This window comes from Candidatus Accumulibacter sp. ACC012 (assembly GCF_907163155.1).
GTDB classification, from domain to species: Bacteria; Pseudomonadota; Gammaproteobacteria; order Burkholderiales; family Rhodocyclaceae; genus Accumulibacter; species Accumulibacter delftensis.
Genome location: NZ_CAJQUC010000022.1, coordinates 394,212 through 414,772, shown reverse-complemented (window position 1 = coordinate 414,772; position 20,561 = coordinate 394,212). Strand labels below are relative to the sequence as shown.

Here is a 20,561-nt window from a genome sequence, read left to right as displayed (position 1 = left end):
CATGAAAGTCATGACCGTTCCCCTCTTCCCCTGCCCCTTCTCCCGCAAGGGGAGAAGGGAGTTTCGTGAGTCGCTGGCGCGACTTTCACATTAAGTGGCAACGAGCATCGTTGCCAAACAGAACGGGGGCACACGCCCCCGTTTTTCATTGCCGGACCGGCTTCGCTACGCGGCTAGGCGAGCGGCAAGCTGAGCGTCACTTCGAGACCACCGTCCGAACGGTTACGCGCGCGCACCTGACCACCGTGCGCAAGCAGCGCGCGCTGAGCAATCGCCAACCCGAGCCCATAGCCAATTGTGCCGGCGTTGTTGTCGGCGCGGTAGAAAGGTTCAAAAATCGCCTCGAGATCGGCTTCCGGTACTCCCGGGCCGCGATCCGAAACGACTATCTCGAAGACGCCTGACGCCCCGGAAGTTCCGAGTGTCGCCAATTCTTCACCCTCGAGCAAACGGCGTGCCTGCACTTCGACGGTGCTGCCAGCGACCGTGTATTTCGCGGCATTGCGCACAACGTTTTCGACGGCGCGGTAAAGCAACTCGCCCTGTACCGCCGCCGTTACTTCGCCCGCACCACTGAAATGCACGCGGCGGCCGCTCGCTTCAGCCTCGAAACCGGCGTCGTCGGCAATACTGGCAACCATTTCCATGAGGTCGATAGTCTCTGGCGGCGCACCCGGCGTGCCGGCTTCGAGGCGCGACAGGGTGAGCAGCTCGCCAACCAGCTCGTCGAGGCGAAGCGACTCGCGTTCGATACGTTCGAGCGTCATTTCGAGCTTCTCCGGGCTCTGCCGTGCCAACCCGATGGCCGCGTGCAGGCGCGCCAGGGGCGATCGCAGCTCGTGCGAAACATCGTGCAGCAGGCGCCGCTGGCTATGGATCTGCGCCTGCAAGCGCTGTGCCATGCGGTCGAAATCGCGCCCGAGATCGGCCAGTTCATCGCGCCGCTTGCCCATCGACGGCTGTACGCGTGTCTCCAGATGCCCTTCGGAAACCGCGCGGAAAGCACCGCGCAGGCTGCGGATCGGCTTCGCCACGTACCACGCCAGCGCGGCGCTGAAAGCCAGGCTGGCGAGCAGGCCGGCAAAAATCGGCAGCGCCGCCGAAGGGCGTTCGCGATGCGCCATGCGAGCGCGCCCACCCGGGCGCTCGTGACGTGCGAGCAGGGTGTAGGTCTGCCCGTCGCGGGCGAGCACCCGGCGCGCACCGGACAGCGGTCCGCGTCGGAATTCTCCCGAAGCCAGGGCGGCGCGCAGCTCGTCGGGAAGCTCGCGACCGAAGAGGTCGCGACCGCCTTCGTCGACCACGAAAAGCTGCGCCTTGCCCGGCGCTTCCGCCCATTCGCGTAGCACCTCGCGCATCATCTGCGGATCGCCGCGGCGCAGGAAAACTTCCGCGGCGTCGAGCATGCCTGCTGCCCGCGGGCCACCCGGCAGGGCAGGCACCGCTGCGAATTCGGCTTCGGCCTCGGCCTCGGCCTGACGATGCAGCCAGACGACGCTGCCGACGCCGACACCGGCGAGCAGCAGCGCCAGCCAGAAGGCAAAGAAGGATTTCCAGAACAGGCGTCCCACGTTCAGGCCTTGACGAACTGGTAGCCCTGACCGCGAACGGTCTGGATCCACGAGTCGCCGTCGGGTCGTGCGCCGAGTTTCTGGCGAATGCTGCTCACATGCACGTCGATACTGCGGTCGAAACGCGCCAGCGGGCGCCCCATCGCCAGCTCGGAGAGGTCGCTCTTGCTGACCACCCGGCCGGCGTGGCGGGCCAGGACTTCGAGAATACTGTATTCGGTACTGGTCAGTTCGAGCGGCTGCTGATGCCATTGGGCGTTGCGCCGCTCCGGCCACATGCTCAGCGGACCGACGACGATCGGCCCATCGGTGATCCCTGCGGCGCTGTTGTCGGCGCCCCGGCGCAGGATTGCCCGCAGCCGGGCGACCAGCTCGCGCGGCGAACAGGGCTTCGGCACGTAGTCGTCGGCGCCGAGTTCCAGGCCGATGATGCGATCGATGTCGTCGCCCCTGGCGGTGAGCATCAACACCGGCAAGCGGCTGGCGGCACGAATCCGGCGCAAGACCTCGACGCCGTTTAGGCGCGGCATCATCACATCGAGCACAACAATGGCAAAGCGACCGCTAAGCGCTTCGCGCACACCGCTTTCCCCATCATGCACCGCCTCCGCTTCGAAGCCCTCCTGTTCGAGGTACTCGCGCAGCATCGCGGCGAGTTCGACATCGTCATCGACCAGCAAAACTCGAGTCATCGCGCCCATCCTTTCATCAGCGCTGATGATAAGCGCCCCCAACGCCGAGTCACGCGTCTTTACCACCCTTTACCGGCTTTAACACCGGCTCGCCGCCGCTTGGAGCCGTCCGCCGCCCATTTACACGGCTTTACAGACGATTAACCGCGTTTTACGACCCGCTGCGCAAAAATTCAGCCAACAGTCGAGGCCAGCCCCGGCTGGACCAATTCAACCACCAAGGAGCCAAACATGAACACCTTCAAACGCACTCTCGCCGTTTTCCTCGCCACCAGCAGCATTGCCCTGGCCCTCCCACTGGCCGCCAACGCCGGTCCAATGATGGGCGGCGGCATGGAAGGCGGTTGCGGCCAAGGCCGCTCAGCGATGCGTGGCGGCCCAGACGACGGACTGCCGCCAATGATGAAGAAGCTCAAGCTGACCCCCGCACAGGAGGCCAAGATCACCGAGCTGCGCAAGCAGGACAGCGAGCTGATCAGCGCCAAGTACCAGAGCATGCGTGACAGCCGGGCACAACTGCACGAAATGCAGAAGACCGGGGATTACGATGAGGCGAAAGTGAAGGCACTCACCGAGCAGGGCGCCCAGGCAATGGCCGAGATGGCACAGCTGCGTGCCCGCCAGCATCACCAGGTGATGGCAGTCCTCACCCCCGAACAGCGCCAGCAGTTCGCAACGCAGCGCGAGGAGATGATGAAGCGCTGGGAGAAGAAACGCGGCGAGAAGCCTGCAGCTTGATCTCTCGCGTCAGAGCCAGCCGCCGCGCGCCGAGCGCGCGGCTGGCGAAGCACGACTGGAGCACTACGCAGCTTCTTTCTGTGACCGTCGCGGTACACTGGACTGCAGACGGTTGATGCCGGTAATCACCGCGCGCAGTGACGCGGTGACGATATTGGTATCGACGCCGGCGCCGTAGAACTCGCTGCCGCCAGCGGTCGCCGGAGCGACTTCGATGAAGGCACAGGCCCGGGCGTTGGCGCCCTCGCCGCTGGCGCTCATGGCGCGCTCTTCGTAGCTGCGCACTTGAATATCGATGCCGGCACTCTGGAAGGCATTGACCGCCGCGTCGATCGGGCCGTTACCCGTACCGGTGAGCACCTGCGGCCTGCCGTCGATATCGACCGTGAGCCGAATGCCTTGCCCGTTGCCGGCGCCGTGCTCGAAAAGATGATGCTCGCGGTAGCGTAGCGGGTTCACGGAATCGATATAGGTCGCCGAGAAGAGTTCCCAGATGTCGGCAGCACTCATCTCGCCGCCGTGCTGGTCGACCTGCTGCTGGACGACGCCCGAGAACTCGACCTGCAGGCGGCGCGGCATGACTACCCCGTATTCGGCTTCCAGCAAGTACGCGATGCCGCCCTTGCCGGACTGGCTGTTGACCCGGATCACCGAGTCGTAACTGCGACCGACGTCGGCCGGATCGATCGGCAAATAGGGAATGTTCCAGAAACCGTCACTCTGCTCGACCGCAAAACCTTTCTTGATGGCGTCCTGATGCGAACCCGAAAAAGCCGTGAACACCAGATCGCCAACGTAGGGATGACGCGGGTGAATCGGCAACTGGCAACACTGCTCGAAGGTCCGCGCGACGGCATTGATATCCGAGAAATCAAGCCCCGGCGCAACCCCCTGAGTGTACAAATTGAGCGCCAGAGTCACCAGGTCGACGTTGCCGGTACGCTCGCCGTTGCCGAACAGGCAGCCCTCGACGCGCTCGGCGCCAGCCATCAAGGCGAGTTCGGCAGCGGCAACCGCCGTGCCACGATCATTATGCGGGTGCAGACTGATGATCACGCTGTCACGCCGATCGAGATGGCGGTGCATCCACTCGATCTGGTCGGCGTAGATGTTCGGCGTCGCCATCTCGACGGTGGTCGGCAAATTGAGGATCACCTTGTCATCCGGCGTCGCGCCCCAGGCGGCGGTTACCGCGTTGCAGACTTCCAGCGCGAAGTCGAGTTCGGTGGCGGTGAAGGTTTCCGGGCTGTATTCGAGCACCCATTCGGTTTCCGGCGCCTGCGCAGCCAGGTCCCTGATCAACTTGACGGCGGCGACCGCCATGTCGATCACTTCCGCGCGGCTCATCTGGAAAACCGTCTCGCGGAAAGGCTTGGAGGTCGCGTTATAGACATGCACGATCGCCCGCCGCGCGCCGCGCACCGAGTCCATCGTCCGGCGAATGAGATGCTCGCGCGCCTGCGTGAGAACCTCGATGCTCACGCCGTCGGGAATATGGCCGCCGTCGATGAGGCTGCGCACAAAGTCGAAGTCGGTCTGCGACGCCGACGGAAAAGCGACCTCGATCTCCTTGAAACCAATCTCGCAAAGCATCTTGAACATGCGCGTCTTGCGTTCGGCGTTCATCGGCTCGAAGAGCGACTGATTGCCGTCGCGCAGATCGGTACTCATCCAGATCGGCGGCTTGCTGATCGTGCCATTCGGCCACTGGCGATCGGTGAGAACAACCGGCGGGAACGAGCGGTACTTGCTGGCGGGGTTTGACAACATGATGGCGACTCCTCGGGGTTCGGATGTTGAAGCTGATGACCGCCATGGTAAGGAAAAGCCGCCCGCAGGTGCTTGCGTATTGCCGCCCTAGAAAGAGTCCTTGAGCAATCATATTGCGCACACAAACAAAAAACAGCATTAAACTTGTGCCAACACTTTAACGGTCACGACCTTTCGAGACACCCCTGATGATGAGAGCCATGACCGTCCCCCTCTCACTTGCAGTGCGCATTCCGGCTTGCACGCCGGAATCGTTCGCCGGGCAGGGAGCATGCTCCCTGAATTCCCCGCCTCACCCCTGCCCCTTCTCCCGCAAGGGGAGAAGGGAGTTTCGTGAGTCGCTTGCGCGACTTTCACATTAAGGGAGCAATTTCGTGCAACTCGATCGCTACGACTGGCAGATTCTGCGCGTCCTGCAAGAAGACGGCCGCATCAGCAATCAGGACCTCGCCGAGCGCATCGGCCTCTCACCCTCGCCCTGCCTGCGGCGCATGCGCGCGCTCGAGGAATCAGGACTGATCACCGGTTATCGCGCGCTGCTCGACGCCAAGAAGCTAGGCCTGGCACTGATGGCGCTGATTTACATTTCGATGGACCAGCACACCCCCGAGCGCTTCACCAGTTTCGACGCCGCCATCGCCGAAATCCCCGAGCTGCTCGAATGCCTGCTGATCACCGGCCAGGACGCCGACTACCAGCTCAAGGTGGTGGTCAAGGACATGGACGCCTACCAGGAACTGCTCCTCAACCGCCTCACCCGCATCCCGGGCGTGACCGGCGTACATTCGAGCTTTGTTCTGCGCCGGGTGGTCGATAGAACGGCGTTGCCGCTACCCCTGGCAAATTGACGGTCATGACACGTGGAAACACCCCAAATCATGAAAGTCATGACCGTTTCCCTCTCACTTGCAGTGCGCATTCCGGCTTGCGCGCCGGAATCGTTCGCCGGGCAGGGAGCATGCTCCCTGAATTCCCCGCCTCACCCCTGACCCTTCTCCCGCAAGGGGAGACGGGAGTTTTGTGAGTCGCCTACGCGACTTACTCATGAACATCCACCCGCTGGCCAAACTTTGCTGAGAGCCGTCGGCGTCAGATGTCGACTTTTTTTACACTGCCTTGGGAAAATGATCGGTAGCGATGCACCGTAAAAAAATAGATTGTTGATTCTAAATGTTAATAAAATCAATGGCGCGAAACTTGCGTGCAACGCCCGGCACAACGCAGCTCCTGGAAGACGATAGAAGCTGGTGGTTGGCGCTTGTGTTTTCTTGGCCCTTTCAGGGAGAACGGCAATGATCGAGAAGCTCGGATTCGGTGATCTTCGTGGCCGGCGGCCATTACTTGGCGCCGCCACTCTTTGGCTGCTGCTCGGGTTTTCAGGAACAGCGTCCGCCACCACCCCACCCAACTTGCAGGACATGTTCGATGGCTCAACGTTCACCCAGGATGGTCTCAAATTCTTCAACTTCACGCCGGGCCTGGCCAACAGCTTTCCGTTGGGCCAGGATCTGCTGTATCTGGCCAAGACAGACCCGCTAGCGCTGTTCAATGTGCAATACCTCGAGTTTGCAGCGGGAAGCAAGTTTTCCCGTGCCTGGGGTAACGCCAATGCGGCCATTGCGGCAGACATCGGTTTGCTGGTCCTGGCGGACAACGTCGCGACCCCTGGGGTCGATCCCGGCTTCCGGTTGAACAGTGCTACGCAATGGACCGTGACTGCCGGCAATATTGCTTCGGGCCAGCTTTCCGCCTTCGCCTACGACGTCGAGACCACCACTACGCAGCAGATCAACAGTGCGGAGATCACCCAGTCTTCCACTATCGACGCCGTCGGACCCGACGTCTGGTCGTTTTTCCCGTTCAGCTTGCCCGACGTAGCGACTGGCTTCGCCCTTCAATTGATCACGGATTTGAACAGCAACGACGTTCTGAACGTCACTCTGGACATCGGCGTGCAGTCACCAGACGGGATTCAGCGCTTCAGTCAGTTTGACAGCTGGTCCGGTTTTGCCGACCACAATGCCATCCGCGTGGTCAACGTGATCGGCTTAGGAGCAAGCTCGGGTGGCGGCTTCACCATGGACTCCCTGGAGCAACGCATCGACCCCCCCGCACCCGCCGCGATTCCCGAACCCGGCACGCTGTTGCTGATCAGTCTGGGGCTCCTGGGTATTCCTTGCTGCCGGCGACGCGCTAGCCGCAAGTGAGCCCCAGGGCGGAGATAGGGGTCCGCGCCGGTTTTCGCCGATCAAATCGTAAGCATCGCCGTCAATGGTGCCAATGTGTAACCCGAAGTCACCAATCCATCGCGCAGATGCCTTGCCAGCGCCACCGCATCCGGCGAGTCGCCGTGGATGCAGATGCTGCCGGCCTGGACCGGAATGTGGTGGCCGCTGGCGCTGACCAGAGCGCCGGCATCGAGCATGGCGCGGACGTGGATCAGGGCCTGGCCGGGGTCGTGGATGACCGCGCCGGGCTGGCTGCGCGGGACGAGTTGGCCGTCGTCCTGATAGCGGCGGTCGGCGAAGATTTCGTCGACCACCGGCAGGCCGGCGGCGCGTCCGGCCAGCGCCAGTTGCGAGCAGGCCGGCGCCAGCAGGATCAGCGTCGGATCCAGGGCCTTGACGGCGCGGACGATAGCCTCGGCCAGCGGCCTGTCGGCGCAGGCCTGGTTATTCAGGGCGCCGTGCGGTTTGACGTGCGTCACCGCCATGCCCTCGCTGACGGCCATGCCCTGCAGCGCGCCCACCTGATAGATCAGCAGCGCTTCCACTTCGGCTGCGCTGAGCGCCTGCGGTCGGCGACCAAAGCCTTGCAGGTCGGCGTAGCCGGGATGGGCGCCGACGCTGACGCCGCGGGCTTTTGCGGCGAGCAGCGTCGCGCGCATGACCATCGGGTCGCCAGCGTGAAAACCGCAGGCGATGTTGGCGCTGCCGACGATATCGAGCATCGCCGAATCGTCGCCCATGGACCAGTGGCCGAAGCTTTCGCCGAGATCGGCGTTGAGATTGATGGTTTTCAGGTCGTTCACGTTCTCACTCCTCGCTTTCGAAACCACTGATCGGCCCGCTGATCAGGCCGCTGTTGTAAAGCGCCTCGAGATCGACGCTGCCGTCACCTGGCAGGCGGAGAATGCTGGCGATGAGTTGGGCAAGATTCTCGGCATGGCTGCGCGCGGCGCGCTCGGCGGCATCGACATCGACCATCTGAAAGCGCAGCGTCTCGCCCGCGCGCCGGTTCGCCAGGCGGCCGAGGTCGGCCGAAATGACGGTGGCGATCTTCGGGTAACCGCCGGCAGTCTGTGCGTCGGCCAGCAGCACGATCGGTTGACCCGAGCCCGGCACCTGCATCGAACCCGGTACGGTGGCATCCGAGATGATGTCCTTGTGCGCCTCCGAACGGTGCTCGAGCAGCGGGCCCTGCAAGCGGACGCCCATGCGGTCGGCCTGATCGGTGACCGTAAACGGCGCGCCGCACAATGTTGCCAGGGCGTCGTCAAGAAAATGCCCGGCCTGCGGCCCAGCGACCACGCGAATGATGGAATCGTCGTCGCTGGGCGGCTCCGGCAGGAGAAAATCAGAGGCCTCGGTGAGCTGCGCCGAAAGCCGGTCACCTACCGCCAGCGGCTTGCCGATACCAGCACGCGCGTAGGTCGAGGCACTGCCCAGGGTTTCGGGCACCTGCAGGCCAGCAACGGCGATGACCACCAGTCGCCCGGCGCGCAGCGCCCGGATGCGCAGGGTTTCGCCGCTGTTGAGGCAAACACTGCGCCAGCAGACGACGCGCTGTACGCCCTGTTCGCCGGTGATGTCGATGTCGGCCTGGCCGGCAACTGCCACCCGCACGCACCCGTGCAGCGCTTTCAGCAGCAGACCGCCGTCAAAATGCTCGATGACCGGCGCCGTGGCCTGGTTGCCGACCAGGGCGTTGGCGATTTTCATCAACGCCGGATCGAGCACTCCGGACCAGGGCACACCGACGCGGCGCAGGCCACGCCGACCGCCGTCCTGAATCGACGCGTAGGCGCCGGCACTGCGGATTTCGATCGCGGATAATCGCTCGTTCACAACGCCACCTCCACCTCTGCGAATGCCGCCAGATCGAGCGCTCGCGCCTCGGCCACCTGCTGCAGGCGCCTGTGCTCGGCCGTATTCACGGCCGTGAAGCAGACCCGGTCGCCGGCCTGTAGAAGGGAGGGCTGCGGCCGCGCCGGGTCGAACAGCGGCACCGCGCACTGGCCCAGAAGATGCCAGCCGCCGGGGCTTTCCGATGGATAAATGGCAGTCAGGGCACCGGCGATGGCGACGCTGCCGGGCGCCACCCGCAGGCGCGGCTCGCTGCGCCGCGGCAATTGCAACGCCGGCGGCAGGTCGCCCATGAACGGGAAACCGGGCAGGAAACCGAGCATGTAGACGCGATATTCGCTCTGCCGATGCTGATCGATCAGCGTCTCGACCCTGATTCCCAGGGTCGCCGCGGTGGCTTCGAGATCGGGGCCGCAATCGCCTTCGTAGCAGACCGGCAGGCGCCACAGCCGGAACGCTGAGCTGGCAGGCAACATGTCCGCTGGTGGCAACTTCTCGAGCTCCGCCAGCAATTTCTGGCGAGACGTCTGCAGCGGATCGTAAATCACCGTCAGCGAGCAGAAGGTGGGCACCATCTCGATCAGTCCGGGCAGCGCCCCGGCCTGATGCCAGGCGGTGATCTGCCGGTCGAGCGCGGTCACCGTGTCGACCACTCCAGGTGCGATTCGGTCGCCAAGGACCAGCGTGAATGCCTGATCGCCGGCGTCGGCCACGCGCGTCCACTCGCAAAGGCGAGAAGTTACATTCGTTATAGTCGATTCGGCAGCCATAGCACGATGCCCTGACAGTAATAGGTCACCATGACGCACGTCATCTAAACCATGCGCCCTGCGAGGCGAATGACCTGCACCCCGTCGAGGGCGATGGTAGCGAAGTGCCTCCCTCTCCCCCGACCCATCCCCCGCGAGGGTGGTGGGGAGCTGGGCGCTGGCGGGCCAAGGTTTGCGTGGCAGCCAGCGCCAATCGCTACTGCAGGATACCGAGGAGGTTCGAGAAACTGTCGGTCCACACCGGGAAGCCAGGCCGTGGAGCGAGCTTCTCGGCGCCGTGGAAGGTTTTCGCTAGCTGCGCCGCGCGCTCGGCGGGCATCAGCAGCACCCAAACCGAATGGCGACAGAAGCGGTCGCCTGCGGCAGGGTCGAGGTCGAAGATCAGCGCGCTGATGCCGAGTTGCTCCGCGGCGGCAGCGATAACCGGGCGCAGGTCGAGGTAGCGGTTGGTGATATGCACCGCCAGCACGCCATCACTTTTCAGGTGACGCAAATACGCCTGCATCGCTTCCAGAGTCAGCAGGTGCGTGGGGATCGAATCTCCGGAGAAAGCATCGATGGCCAGCAGGTCGAAATTCTGGGCGGGCTCGCGTTCGAGCATCAGGCGGCCGTCGCCGAGCACCGGAACGATCGTCGCCAGGCTGTCGCCGAGGTAGCTAAACTCGTTGCGGGCGAGATCGAGGACCTGCTCGTTGATTTCGTACATGCGCAGTTCATCGCCGCTGCGGCCGTAGGTGGCCAGGGTCCCAGCGCCGAGTCCGAGAATGCCGACCTTCAGCGGCCGCTCACCGGCGACGCCGCGCAGCGCCTGGCCCACGCCGGAGTCCTCGCAATAATAGGCAGTCGGCTGACGGCGGTGCTCGGCGGCGAGAAACTGCTCGCCGTGATTGATGCGACCGTGCAGGATCCGGCGTTTGATGCCGAGGTCCTCCTCGTCAGCGTCGTCGACGCGCAACTGGCCGTAGAAGTTGCGCACCACTACCCGGTAGTTTTCGACGTAATCGATCGAGATACCACCAAGTCGGTAAGCGTAGGCAAGTAGAGCCACGACCAGCAGAAGCCGCCGGATCAGTCGCAGATCGCGCCAGAGAACGATGGTCACCAGCAATGCGCAGAGGAAAAGGCCGATCGGCAGTTCGAAATAAGCGTTGAAGATCACCGGCGCCAGCAGGCCGACGAAAGTGCCGCCGAGCGCGCCGCCGATCGACAGCATCAGGTAGAACAAAGTCAGGTGGCGAACCGGCGGCCGGCGCCTGACCAGCTCGCCGTGACAGACCATGCAGAAGACGAACAGCGACAGGCACATCAGGGTGACCAACACCGGCACCTCCATGCCGCCACCATCGAGAACGCGGTCGAGGACCAGGAAGGCAATCGGCAGCGCGACCAGAAAGCCCGGGCGGTAGTAGTAGCGCGGAGCGTCGAAGCAGAGAATGAAGCTCAGCAGATAGATGCTCAGCGGCACGACCCACAGGAAGGGTACCGGCGCAACGTCCTGCGTCAGGTGGCGGGTCATCGCCAGCAACAGCAGCGACGCGGTCATCGCCAGACCGATCCACAGCAGACACTCGCTCAGTGGCGGTCGTGGTACCGGCTCGCTGCTCACCTTCAGCACCTCGCGCTCGCTCGACACGCCTTTCCACGACAGCCAGGCGCTGCCCAGGCAGGCGACGACGAAGAGGGCGTACGCGGCCGACCAGGCCATGGCCTGGTCGTGCACCCGAAAATACGGTTCGACGAGCACGGGATAGCTCAACAGCGCGATCATCGACGCCAGATTCGAGAGTGCGTAGAGGCGATAGGGCATGGCACTGGCAAAACTGCGCGCATACCAAGCCTGCATCAGCGGACCGGTGGTCGACAGCAGCAGATAGGGCATGCCGACTGCTGCGGCGAGCACGACCAGCACGTTCCACGTCGGGTTGGCAAAAGCGACGTCTTTCCAGGCCGGGTCGGCGATGACCGGCAGCGTCGCCAGGCTGAGCAGCAGGAGAACACAGTGGACGACATTCTGGCGCCGCGGCGAAAGCAACTCGTGCAGCAGATGGACGTAAAGATAACCGAGTAGCAGTTCGGCCTGGAAGAAAACCAGGCAGGTGCTCCACACCGACGACGAGCCACCGAACCACGGCAGAATCATCTTGGCAATGATTGGCTGGATCTGGAAAAGCAGAAAAGCAGACAGAAAAACGGTGGTCGCGAAGCTGAGCATCAGGACATCCTATGGGAATACGATAGAGGATCGGCACCGGCGGCGCAGCCGGCGCACCTCACGCGCCCTGCGGCGGCGCCAGGCGTGCCGATCGGAAACGGCGGCGTTTCCGGCTGCGCGGCCACCCGGCCAGCGATCAGGGCTTCCCGCTGGCGGCATCCGGCGCCGCAGGTGCGGCGTGCCAGGCGTCTGGCGGAACGACCAGATTGTTGGCTGGCTGCGCGTTGAAATGTGGCGACATGATCTGCACGCCGTAGGTATTGAACTGATCCTGGATATTGGCGTGCAAGGCAGAGAGGACGGGAATCCGCTCGAGCGGCTTGTCCATGTGCGCGAAAAGTTCGTATTCGACGTACCAATCGGCGAGACCCTTCTGATAAACAAAGGGAGTCGGAACAGACCTCAATCCAGGGGTCTGCTTGGCGGCGGCGATGAGCATCGCATGCACCTGCCGCCACGGGGTGTCGTAGCCGATGGTCACCTTGGTCGACACCAGCGTGCCGCGCTCACCGGCCAGCCGGGAAAAGTTGCGGATTGGGTTACCGACCAGCACGGCATTGGGAATGGTGATCTCTTCGTTGCGCATGTTGATGATCTTGGTCGACAGCACGCCGACCTGGCTGACCACACCGGCGTTGTCACCGATCTCGACGAAGTCGCCAACCGACAGCGCGCGTGCATAGACCAGGACCAGGCCGCTCATCAACTGGTTGACGATGCCGGCAGAACCGAGGGTGAACATGAAGCCGAGCATCACCGACAAGCCCTTGAAGGCGTCGCTGTTGGACATCGGAATGAAGGGGTAGGCGATGGCGATGCCGAGCCCCCAGACGAGGACCGTCACCAGTCGGTGGGTGGCGCTGACCGTATCCGAGTGCAGACCGGGAGCATGCACCCGGCCGTCCTTGGCAGCCTGGAAGAAGTTGCCGATGGCATCGTTGGCGGCCTTGGTCATGAACAGGATGACCACCACCGTGGTCAGCGCTGGCATGGCACCGATGAAACTTCTGCCAATGGTCTCCAGCAGGTCGAGAAGGAAGTCGCCGAGGCGCTCACCGAGCGGCTCGGTAAGCGGAAAGCGTGCCAGCACGTAGGTCAACCAGAGATAGGCGACGCTCAACCATAGAAAGCCCATCAACAGCTGCGATATGCGCTGCACGAGCGACCAGCCGTGCCGTGCCCAGCGCAACTTGCTGCCGCCATCTTCCTCTTCGATGATTCGTTGCAGACGGCCGACCAATAGCCGCGTCGCACGAGCGATCAACCAGAGCAACGCAAAGGCGATCACCGTTGCCACCGCAGACAAGCCAACTCCCTTCAGCAGGACTTCGGGGCGACGCTGCGTGGCGTCCGCCAGCAGTGCGGCGCTGAGCGCCTCGCGCGCGCGCTCGGCGGCCTGCTCCAGCGTGAGTTTCTCCTGCGGGTCCAGGTCTCCGTCGACCAGGGCGAAAAGAATATTGTCGTTATTGGTCAGGGTGATGCCACGCCCACCATCAAAGCTGAAAGGCGTCAAATCAATCTCTTGCACCATCTGGCCCGGCGTCAGCTGGTCGATGCGCTGTTCGGATTTGCGTGCGCGAGCGACCGGCGGGGCGCCGAGGAAAGTCGCCCGAAAGGTGACGATCGGTCGGAAATTATGGAGCAGGATCGCCTCCCCCCCTGGCACCTGCTCCGCGGGCGGAGCAACCACTGCCGCTCCCGCAAGGAACGGCCAACAGCTAAGCAAGAACAATGACAGCGCCGCGACGAGCTTCGCGAAGGCACGGGCAGAGGTCATGCGGGAACTCCAGTCAGCAGCGGGGGAAGGCTGCGATTATACGACCGGAAGAGGCTGTTATGACTACGGAAATACCTTTTTCAGGCCAACCGAGGCAAGCAGGCTGGCCTGGCGGAGTCCGCCCTTGCGCCGCCTAAGCGGTGCCGCCGACCGTCAATCCGTCGATGCGCAGGGTCGGCTGGCCGACACCGACCGGCACGCTTTGACCTTCCTTGCCACAGGTGCCGACACCCGGGTCGAGACACATGTCGTTACCGATCATCGATACCTGATTCATGGCGTCCGGACCACTGCCGATCAGGGTCGCGCCCTTGACCGGGCGGCCGATCTTGCCGTTTTCGATCAGATAAGCCTCCGACATCGAGAAGACGAACTTGCCATTGGTGATATCGACCTGACCGCCACCAAAATTGACCGCGTAAATCCCTTTCTTGACCGACTTGATGATCTCTTCCGGGCTCTTGTCGCCGTTGAGCATGGTGGTATTGGTCATGCGCGGCAGGGGCAGATGGGCGAAGGATTCGCGACGGCCGTTGCCGGTCGGCGCGACGCCGCTGAGACGGGCGTTGAGGCTGTCCTGCATATAGCCCTTGAGAATGCCGTCTTCGATGAGCACCGTGCGCTGCGTCGGATTGCCTTCGTCGTCGATGGTCAAGGACCCGCGACGGTCGGGAAGGGTGCCGTCATCGATGACGGTGACCCCCTTCGAGGCCACCTGACTGCCGATGCGACCGGCAAAAGTCGAGCTGCCCTTGCGGTTGAAGTCGCCTTCGAGGCCATGGCCGACGGCTTCGTGCAACAGGATGCCGGGCCAGCCAGGGCCGAGGACAACCGACATCGTGCCCGCCGGCGCCGGCTGGGCGACGAGGTTGGTCACCGCCTGATGCACTGCCTCGCGCGCATAGCCGTGCAGTACCTCGTCGGTAAAACAGCTGTAGTCGGTGCGCCCACCGCCACCGGCCGAGCCCTGTTCGCGCTGAACGCCCTGTTCAACAATGACCGTCAGCGACAACCGCACCAGCGGCCGAATGTCGGCGGCCAGGCGACCATCGCTGCTGGCGACGAGAATCACTTCGTATTCGCCGGCGAGATGCGCCATCACCTGCGTCACACGGCTGTCCTCGGCGCGGGCGAGCGCTTCCAGCCGTTCGAGCAGCTTGACCTTGCTGACCGCGTCGAGCGACGCCAGTGGATCGTTCGGCACGTAGAGGGCACGCTGCACGCGGCCCTTCTTCAGAGCCGGTACGCTTTGCTGCTCGCCAGCGGCGGCAATCGCCCGCACGGCTGCGGCCGCGTCACTGAGGGCTGGCGAGCTGATGTCGTCCGAATAGGCAAAAGCGGTCTTCTCGCCAGCAATGGCGCGCACGCCAACCCCTTCGTCGATACTGAAACTGCCGGATTTGACAATTCCCTCCTCGAGACTCCAGCCCTCGGAGCGGCTGTACTGGAAGTAGAGGTCGGCGTAGTCGACCTGGTGCGACATGATCTGGCCAAAGACCTTGTTCAGGTCGGCGACGTCGAGACCGTAGGGGGTGAGCAGGGTTTTCTGAGCCTGCACGAGAAGCGTGGGTTGTTTGGCGTTCATCGGGTTTCCGTTGATGTGAAAGTCGCGTATGCGACTCACGAACCTCCCTTCTCCCCACTGCGGGAGAAGGGCCGGGGGAAGAGGGGGCGGTCATGACGTTCATGATCCGGAGTATATCGACATGTCATGACCGTTAATACAGCGGTTTGCGTGCATCGCGCAGCGCATTGCAGGATTACATTACGCGGTGTCTGAGCGCCGGCAAGTTGGCGCGGACCGAAGCCAGGCGGCCCTGTTCAAGCTTGCCGACGACAACTCCCGGCCCCTTCGCCTGGCGATCGAGGATCTCCCCCCAGGGGTCGATCAGCATGCTGTTGCCGTGCGTCTCGCGCCCATTTTCGTGGCGACCACCCTGCGCGACGGCCAGTACGTAGCACTGATTCTCGATCGCCCTGGCGCGCAGCAAGATCTCCCAGTGCGCCCGCCCGGTGGTTTCAGTAAATGCCGCGGGAACGACCAGTAGCTCTGTGACCCCAAGCGCGCGATAAAGCTCCGGGAATCTCAGGTCATAACAGATCGACAAGCCAACGCGGCCAAAAGGCATGTCGAAGCTGACTGGCTGCTGGCCGGCCTGGATAGTCGCGCTTTCATCGTAGGCCTCGGCACCCTGCCGGAAGCCAAAGAGGTGAATCTTGTCATAGCGCGCAACGCGCTGGCCTTGCGGATTGTACGCGACGCTCGAATTGAGCACCTTGTCCGGGCTGTCGGCCGACAATGGCAGGGAGCCGCCGATCAACCAGATGCCGTGCTGGCGGGCACTGGCGGCGAGAAAATCCTGGATCGGTCCGCTGCCATCGTGCTCGCGCAGCCTGACCTTGTCGCTGTCGCTCATGCCCATGATGGCGAAGTACTCGGGCAGGGAAACCAGCTCGGCGCCCCGCGCCACGGCCTCGGCAATCAGCCCCGCCGCAGCCTGCAGGTTCTCTTCGACGCGCGGCGTAGAGACCATCTGCACAGCCGCCACACACAGGCTTGAGGCCTGCTGCCGGTCATCTACCGCTTGCTTGCTGACGGGGTTCATGGCTTGCTCCAAAGAGATTGCGAAAGACGAAAGTTGCTCACGGCGTGGTCGCCGGCGCCCGCGTCGCTGGTTCCGACGACCCGGTGATTCTCGCGACGATCGGATCGTCCCACTTGCCGGTCACCAGATACTCGAAACTGAACATCTTGTTCAAGGGGTTTTGCAATACCTTGTTGGCCAACAGGGTGGCCATGCCGGCCAGCGGATTGATCACCGCCACTCCCAGGGCGGCGGTGCTGCTCAACTCGGGCTGAACACTGACCGTCAGGTGCTGCGTTTCGTTTATCAGATCGGTTTCGCCGCGCATCAGCACGCGCGCCGCCGGACCATCAATCAGCAATTGCTCGGTCCGCATCACGCCATCTTTCACCACCACCTTGCCACTGATGCTATCAAAAGCGAAACCTTCGCTGAAGACATCGCCGAAATCAAGCGTGAATCGACGCGGCAAACCTTGCAGGCTGATCAAGCCAAGCAGCTTGCCGGCAGCGCCCGGGTCGAGCTTGAGGAACTCGCCTTTGTACGCCCCAAGCTGCATGTCGCCGTTGAGCGTCGCATAGTCGAGCCCCTCCGGGGGCCCATTCCAGCCCAGCGTCCCGGTCATGCGCGTGCTGCCAGCACGTACGCTACCAGGATAGCCAAGGCGATCAAGCAACTGGCCGACGTCGCTGCTGTCCAGGGCGAAATCGAGCTGGGTGCGGTTGCCGTTCGCTACCTGCCACTGGCCGCTGCCGGAAAACTTGGCGACCGCATTGAGCAGCTCGACTTTATCGAGCCGCCAAGTGCCGCGATCATTATGTGCCTGCGCTTCGAGCCGCCCGAAGCTGCGGACACCGACTTGGAATTCGTCGACCACGATATCGAGCGCTGGTAGTGTCTGCAAGGCATCGTCGGCCTGGACGGGCTCGCGCGTACGCTCGTCCCTGCCGGGCAGTTGCCATTTCGTCAAGCGCGCGCTGAGCTTGCCGGCACCGGCGCCGTCCCATTGCAATGCCCCCGTCGCCTCGCGCGACGACAGGCTTGCCGCCCAGCGCGGATGCTCGCCGGTGACCGCCAAGATCACTTGGCTGTTGCGCCATCCCGAAACGACGAGTTCCCCCGCCTTGAGATCGACCCGGACCGGCAGACTGCCGACGGACGCGGGCTCGGGCTCGGACGCCTCGTCAATACTGGCCAGCACCTCACTGCGAGCCGCCTCCTGCGCGGGACCCGCGAAAACCTTGCGCCAGGTGTCGATATCGAGCACCGGGGTGGTGATGCCGACGTGGATACCCCTTTCCGGTAGCACTTTCATCGCCTCACCGACGGCAATCGCAGCACTTTCAATGGAACGTTTTCCGTCCTCCTGGCGGCTGATCAACTGCATGTTCAACACCCGGCCGAGCGCCACGCGTAGCTGCTCACGCTTGATCGGCCGAGCTTTGCCGAGCAGTGTCGGCGGCAGGGCGAGACTGTCGAGATGCAAGCGCATCGGCTCGCCGAGCTTCTTGCTGAAAGGAGCCGGCAGTGTCGATGCAAGGTCCAGCAAATCCGACTCCAGCACCACTTCGACGTTGCGCTGCCTGACCTGGATCTGGGCACTGTAAGCGGCGCGCCCGGAAAGCTGTGCCAACAGCGGCCAGCCGGCCAGCTCGCGCAAGCCAGCGACGCCGAGGCTGCCATCGACCTTGATCAGCACCTTGCCGTTCTCCGCTCCGCCCGTGATCTTCACCGGACCTCCCGCCAGTTTCGCCTTGATCTCCGGAACGTGCAGCTCATCAGCGGTGAACTGCAGGCGACCATTGACCTCGCGCAAGGGCGGCAGGGCCGGATCGACGCTCACTTCGTTAGCCAGAAAGACGTAGTCCCCGTCGATCTTCGACTCGCCGAGTCGTGCCTCTTCAAGAGGAATCAGCAGCCCGATATCGAGAATCCCTTTGCCGCTGGCGCGCATGGCGTCGCTGAAATGGTCGATGCGCTCGGCGACCGGGCTGTCGACGACGAACTTGAGGAACTGCGCCGTATCGCCTTCGGCGTGCCCTTGCACTTTCAAGGTCGACACCGGCGCGTCGAAGTCGGGAATTTCGGCGCGCGTCTGCGACAGCCTGGCGCCGAGGATCGAGCCGCGCTGCAGTTCGATCAGCATGCCGTTTCCCTCGAAACGCAAATCGGCGTCGATATCGGAGATCTCTGGCCAGCCAGTGCCGTAGTCGAGCCTTACGTCCTGTGCCTTGAGGGTGACCAGGAACTGACCCTGTTGGCGATCGAGAAACGGAAAGTTGGCTAGATCGCCCTTGAGGACCAGCTTGGCCTCGCTGGCGCTTCCCGCCTTCAGTGCGTCGCGAACCCAGTGTCGCGCACCACTATTCAGCGCCGCCGGCAGGTAGCGCCAGACGGCGCGCGCGTCGGCACGACTAAGCGCGGCACTGAGGTCGATACTCCCCGGTCCGTCACCCGCATGGCGATAAGTGCCCTCTGCCGAACCGGTCGCATCCGGCCCGGAAAATTCAGCGCGCAGCAACTCGACATCGAGGACGCTCTGGTGGATCTTCCAGCGGGCCTGTGCATCCAGCTTGCCAAGCCGAATGGGCGAGTCCGGCAGGACGCTGGGCAGATTGACGCTCGCTTTCTGCGCACGCAGAGTGACGCTGCCGCCCTTGTCGCTGGCATCAAGAACTCCGGACAACCCCGACACCCCAGGCAGGGAGTCCTTGGCCTGCACCGCCAGTTCGTCAAAACCGGCTTTCAGCGAGTAGCTTTGCAGCGCTTCGGCGTCGCCGACCCAGGCAGCACGCAGTTGGCTGATCCGGCCACGCGGGGCGAAGTCGCCGAGCAACTGCCGCGATCCGGCATCCAGCGGCAGGTAGCCGGCCAGACTGGCGAGAGCAGCGAGTTCGAGTGCGCTGGCGCTAAGCTGGCCGCGCTGCGCAGCGCCGTCTGCCGCGTACTGCCAGTCAAGGCGGAAATCGGTCGGCTCGACGTGAACGAACGCCGCTTCGGGAGCACCCTGGCCTTCGCGTGCTTGGCTCAGCAGTTCGACGCGCTGCCCATTGACGCGGATCCCGGCGGCCGAGAAACGCACACCGATACGACCTGACAGATGTTGCAGGTCGAGCTCTGGCAAGTCTTTCGCCAGACGCAAACTAAGGTCATCGAGCGACAGATCTGCGGTCAGCTCCTGTAATTCACCTTGCGCAACACCTACCCAGGCGCGTATTGCCCCGCGGCCATGCGGAAGCGCGATCGGATAGTCGATCCAGGTGCGCCAGACGGCGAGGTCGGCGTAGTCGATTTGGACGAATAGCTGCCCGTTCCAGGACTCCAGCTGGCCGAGATGCCGGCCGTGAAAGTCCCCGCGCAGGTCGATCCCGGCGGCCAGAGCAGGCGGCGGCGCGGCAGTGAAGCCGAAGCGGTGCTGGCGACCGTCGTTGTCGAGGCCGAAATTGACCGCTTCGAGAATCAGCGGCGGCGCCTGCCGCATGGCGTCCTCCCAGACCACGGTCGCGCCGCTGACGCGAATTCGTTTCTGCGCCAGAATCCAGTCGCCGGCGGCGTTGTCACCACCCTCGGCGGCCATGGCGATACCGGCAACGGTGAAGCGGCCGTCGCTATCGCGACGCAGATGCAGAGTCGGCTCGTCGATCTCCAGCAGGCGCAAACGCAGCGCCATGCGCGGTAGCGAAGACCACGAGAGGACGCTGTGCACACGTGGCAAGGCCAGTGCCGGCTGACCGTTGCTGTCGGCGATGCGCACATCCGAGAGCAGCAGATCGGGATGGATGCCATCCCAGCTGGCGGCGATCCGCCCGATGCTGACCGACAGCCCGACCGTCCGGCTGAGCTGCTGCTCGATGGCTGGTCGGTAGGTCTCGATGTTCGGCAATACCAGGTAGCGCAGCGCCAGAATCAGCAGCACGAAACCGAAGTAGAGCAGCCAGAAGGCGCGCACCACAAGCCGCCATACGCGGCCCGTCGCCGGATGCGCGAGCAGCGGCACGAGAAAATGGAAGCGATGGTAGAGCGCCGGGCGCAACTCCTCCTGGCGCATCAGCCGTAATCGTCGCGCAGAGAGTTTTGCCAATAACCGCTCGGCGTCACTAGAATGTCGGGAGAGCTAGGCAAGGGCACGGGGAAACCACGAGACAAATGGCGAGGAAGCACGCGCGAATGGTCGTCCGGGCATTTGACCGGCAAGGCGCGGGGCGGCGGCGCTGCTATGCATGCGATTGCGATGTCCAGGACGAGAAATGGGCAGCCAGATTCGCGGTCGGTGACTGCTGTTTTCAGCTTGAAGCCGGCATTGTAACGGCTTTGCCCTTGCTCACCAGCGCCCAGCATGGCGACCCGTATGACATCCATCT

Annotated in this window: 15 protein-coding genes; 3 read left to right on the top strand and 12 right to left on the bottom strand. The window is 63.6% G+C overall.

Annotated elements, in window-relative coordinates; genetic code table 11:
- Window positions 1-173 precede the first annotated feature (173 nt).
- Entirely contained in the window at window positions 174-1,571 is a 1,398-nt protein-coding gene (locus QZ648_RS22620) for an ATP-binding protein (protein WP_169067738.1), read from the bottom strand.
- A 2-nt stretch (window positions 1,572-1,573) separates the two neighbouring features.
- Entirely contained in the window at window positions 1,574-2,263 is a 690-nt protein-coding gene (locus QZ648_RS22615) for a response regulator transcription factor (RefSeq protein WP_291998379.1), read from the bottom strand.
- Between the two features lie 231 nt (window positions 2,264-2,494).
- Here QZ648_RS22615 and QZ648_RS22610 point away from each other — a divergent pair, with 231 nt between their 5' ends.
- Window positions 2,495-3,001, top strand: coding sequence for a Spy/CpxP family protein refolding chaperone (locus tag QZ648_RS22610; protein WP_169067740.1), 507 nt, complete (start codon window positions 2,495-2,497; stop codon window positions 2,999-3,001).
- Window positions 3,002-3,064: 63 nt separating this feature from the next.
- Here QZ648_RS22610 and leuA read toward each other — a convergent pair whose 3' ends face one another.
- The gene (gene leuA, locus QZ648_RS22605) at window positions 3,065-4,771 is read right to left on the bottom strand and encodes a 2-isopropylmalate synthase (protein ID WP_291998378.1); all 1,707 of its coding nucleotides are present in this window, start codon (window positions 4,769-4,771) and stop codon (window positions 3,065-3,067) included.
- Window positions 4,772-5,145: 374 nt separating this feature from the next.
- Between leuA and QZ648_RS22600 the strand changes: the two genes are divergently transcribed.
- The gene (locus QZ648_RS22600) at window positions 5,146-5,619 is read left to right on the top strand and encodes an Lrp/AsnC family transcriptional regulator (RefSeq protein ID WP_291998377.1); all 474 of its coding nucleotides are present in this window, start codon (window positions 5,146-5,148) and stop codon (window positions 5,617-5,619) included.
- Window positions 5,620-6,063: 444 nt separating this feature from the next.
- Window positions 6,064-6,978, top strand: coding sequence for a PEP-CTERM sorting domain-containing protein (locus QZ648_RS22595; protein WP_291998376.1), 915 nt, complete (start codon window positions 6,064-6,066; stop codon window positions 6,976-6,978).
- Window positions 6,979-7,019: 41 nt separating this feature from the next.
- Here QZ648_RS22595 and QZ648_RS22590 read toward each other — a convergent pair whose 3' ends face one another.
- The 9 genes from QZ648_RS22590 to QZ648_RS22550 form a co-directional block, all read right to left on the bottom strand.
- Window positions 7,020-7,802 (bottom strand): 5-oxoprolinase subunit PxpA, encoded by a 783-nt coding sequence (locus QZ648_RS22590; protein ID WP_291998375.1) that lies wholly within the window; start codon window positions 7,800-7,802, stop codon window positions 7,020-7,022.
- A 4-nt stretch (window positions 7,803-7,806) separates the two neighbouring features.
- On the bottom strand, window positions 7,807-8,838 hold the full coding sequence (locus tag QZ648_RS22585; protein ID WP_291998374.1) for a biotin-dependent carboxyltransferase family protein: 1,032 nt from the start codon (window positions 8,836-8,838) through the stop codon (window positions 7,807-7,809).
- Window positions 8,835-9,569, bottom strand: coding sequence for a 5-oxoprolinase subunit PxpB (pxpB, locus tag QZ648_RS22580; RefSeq protein ID WP_291998373.1), 735 nt, complete (start codon window positions 9,567-9,569; stop codon window positions 8,835-8,837). Before pxpB ends, QZ648_RS22585 begins: the two co-directional genes overlap by 4 nt.
- A 253-nt stretch (window positions 9,570-9,822) precedes the next feature.
- On the bottom strand, window positions 9,823-11,838 hold the full coding sequence (locus QZ648_RS22575) for a fused MFS/spermidine synthase (RefSeq protein WP_291998372.1): 2,016 nt from the start codon (window positions 11,836-11,838) through the stop codon (window positions 9,823-9,825).
- 136 nt (window positions 11,839-11,974) lie between these two features.
- On the bottom strand, window positions 11,975-13,615 hold the full coding sequence (locus QZ648_RS22570; protein ID WP_291998371.1) for a mechanosensitive ion channel domain-containing protein: 1,641 nt from the start codon (window positions 13,613-13,615) through the stop codon (window positions 11,975-11,977).
- A 133-nt stretch (window positions 13,616-13,748) separates the two neighbouring features.
- A complete protein-coding gene (gene tldD, locus QZ648_RS22565) occupies window positions 13,749-15,200 on the bottom strand; it encodes a metalloprotease TldD (protein WP_291998370.1) in 1,452 nt (483 codons plus the stop codon).
- Between the two features lie 175 nt (window positions 15,201-15,375).
- Window positions 15,376-16,221, bottom strand: coding sequence for a carbon-nitrogen hydrolase family protein (locus tag QZ648_RS22560; protein ID WP_291998369.1), 846 nt, complete (start codon window positions 16,219-16,221; stop codon window positions 15,376-15,378).
- Between the two features lie 37 nt (window positions 16,222-16,258).
- Window positions 16,259-20,248 (bottom strand): YhdP family protein, encoded by a 3,990-nt coding sequence (locus QZ648_RS22555; protein ID WP_291998368.1) that lies wholly within the window; start codon window positions 20,246-20,248, stop codon window positions 16,259-16,261.
- Window positions 20,248-20,559 (bottom strand): hypothetical protein, encoded by a 312-nt coding sequence (locus QZ648_RS22550; RefSeq protein ID WP_169064965.1) that lies wholly within the window; start codon window positions 20,557-20,559, stop codon window positions 20,248-20,250. Before QZ648_RS22550 ends, QZ648_RS22555 begins: the two co-directional genes overlap by 1 nt.
- Between the last annotated feature and the right edge of the window lie 2 nt (window positions 20,560-20,561).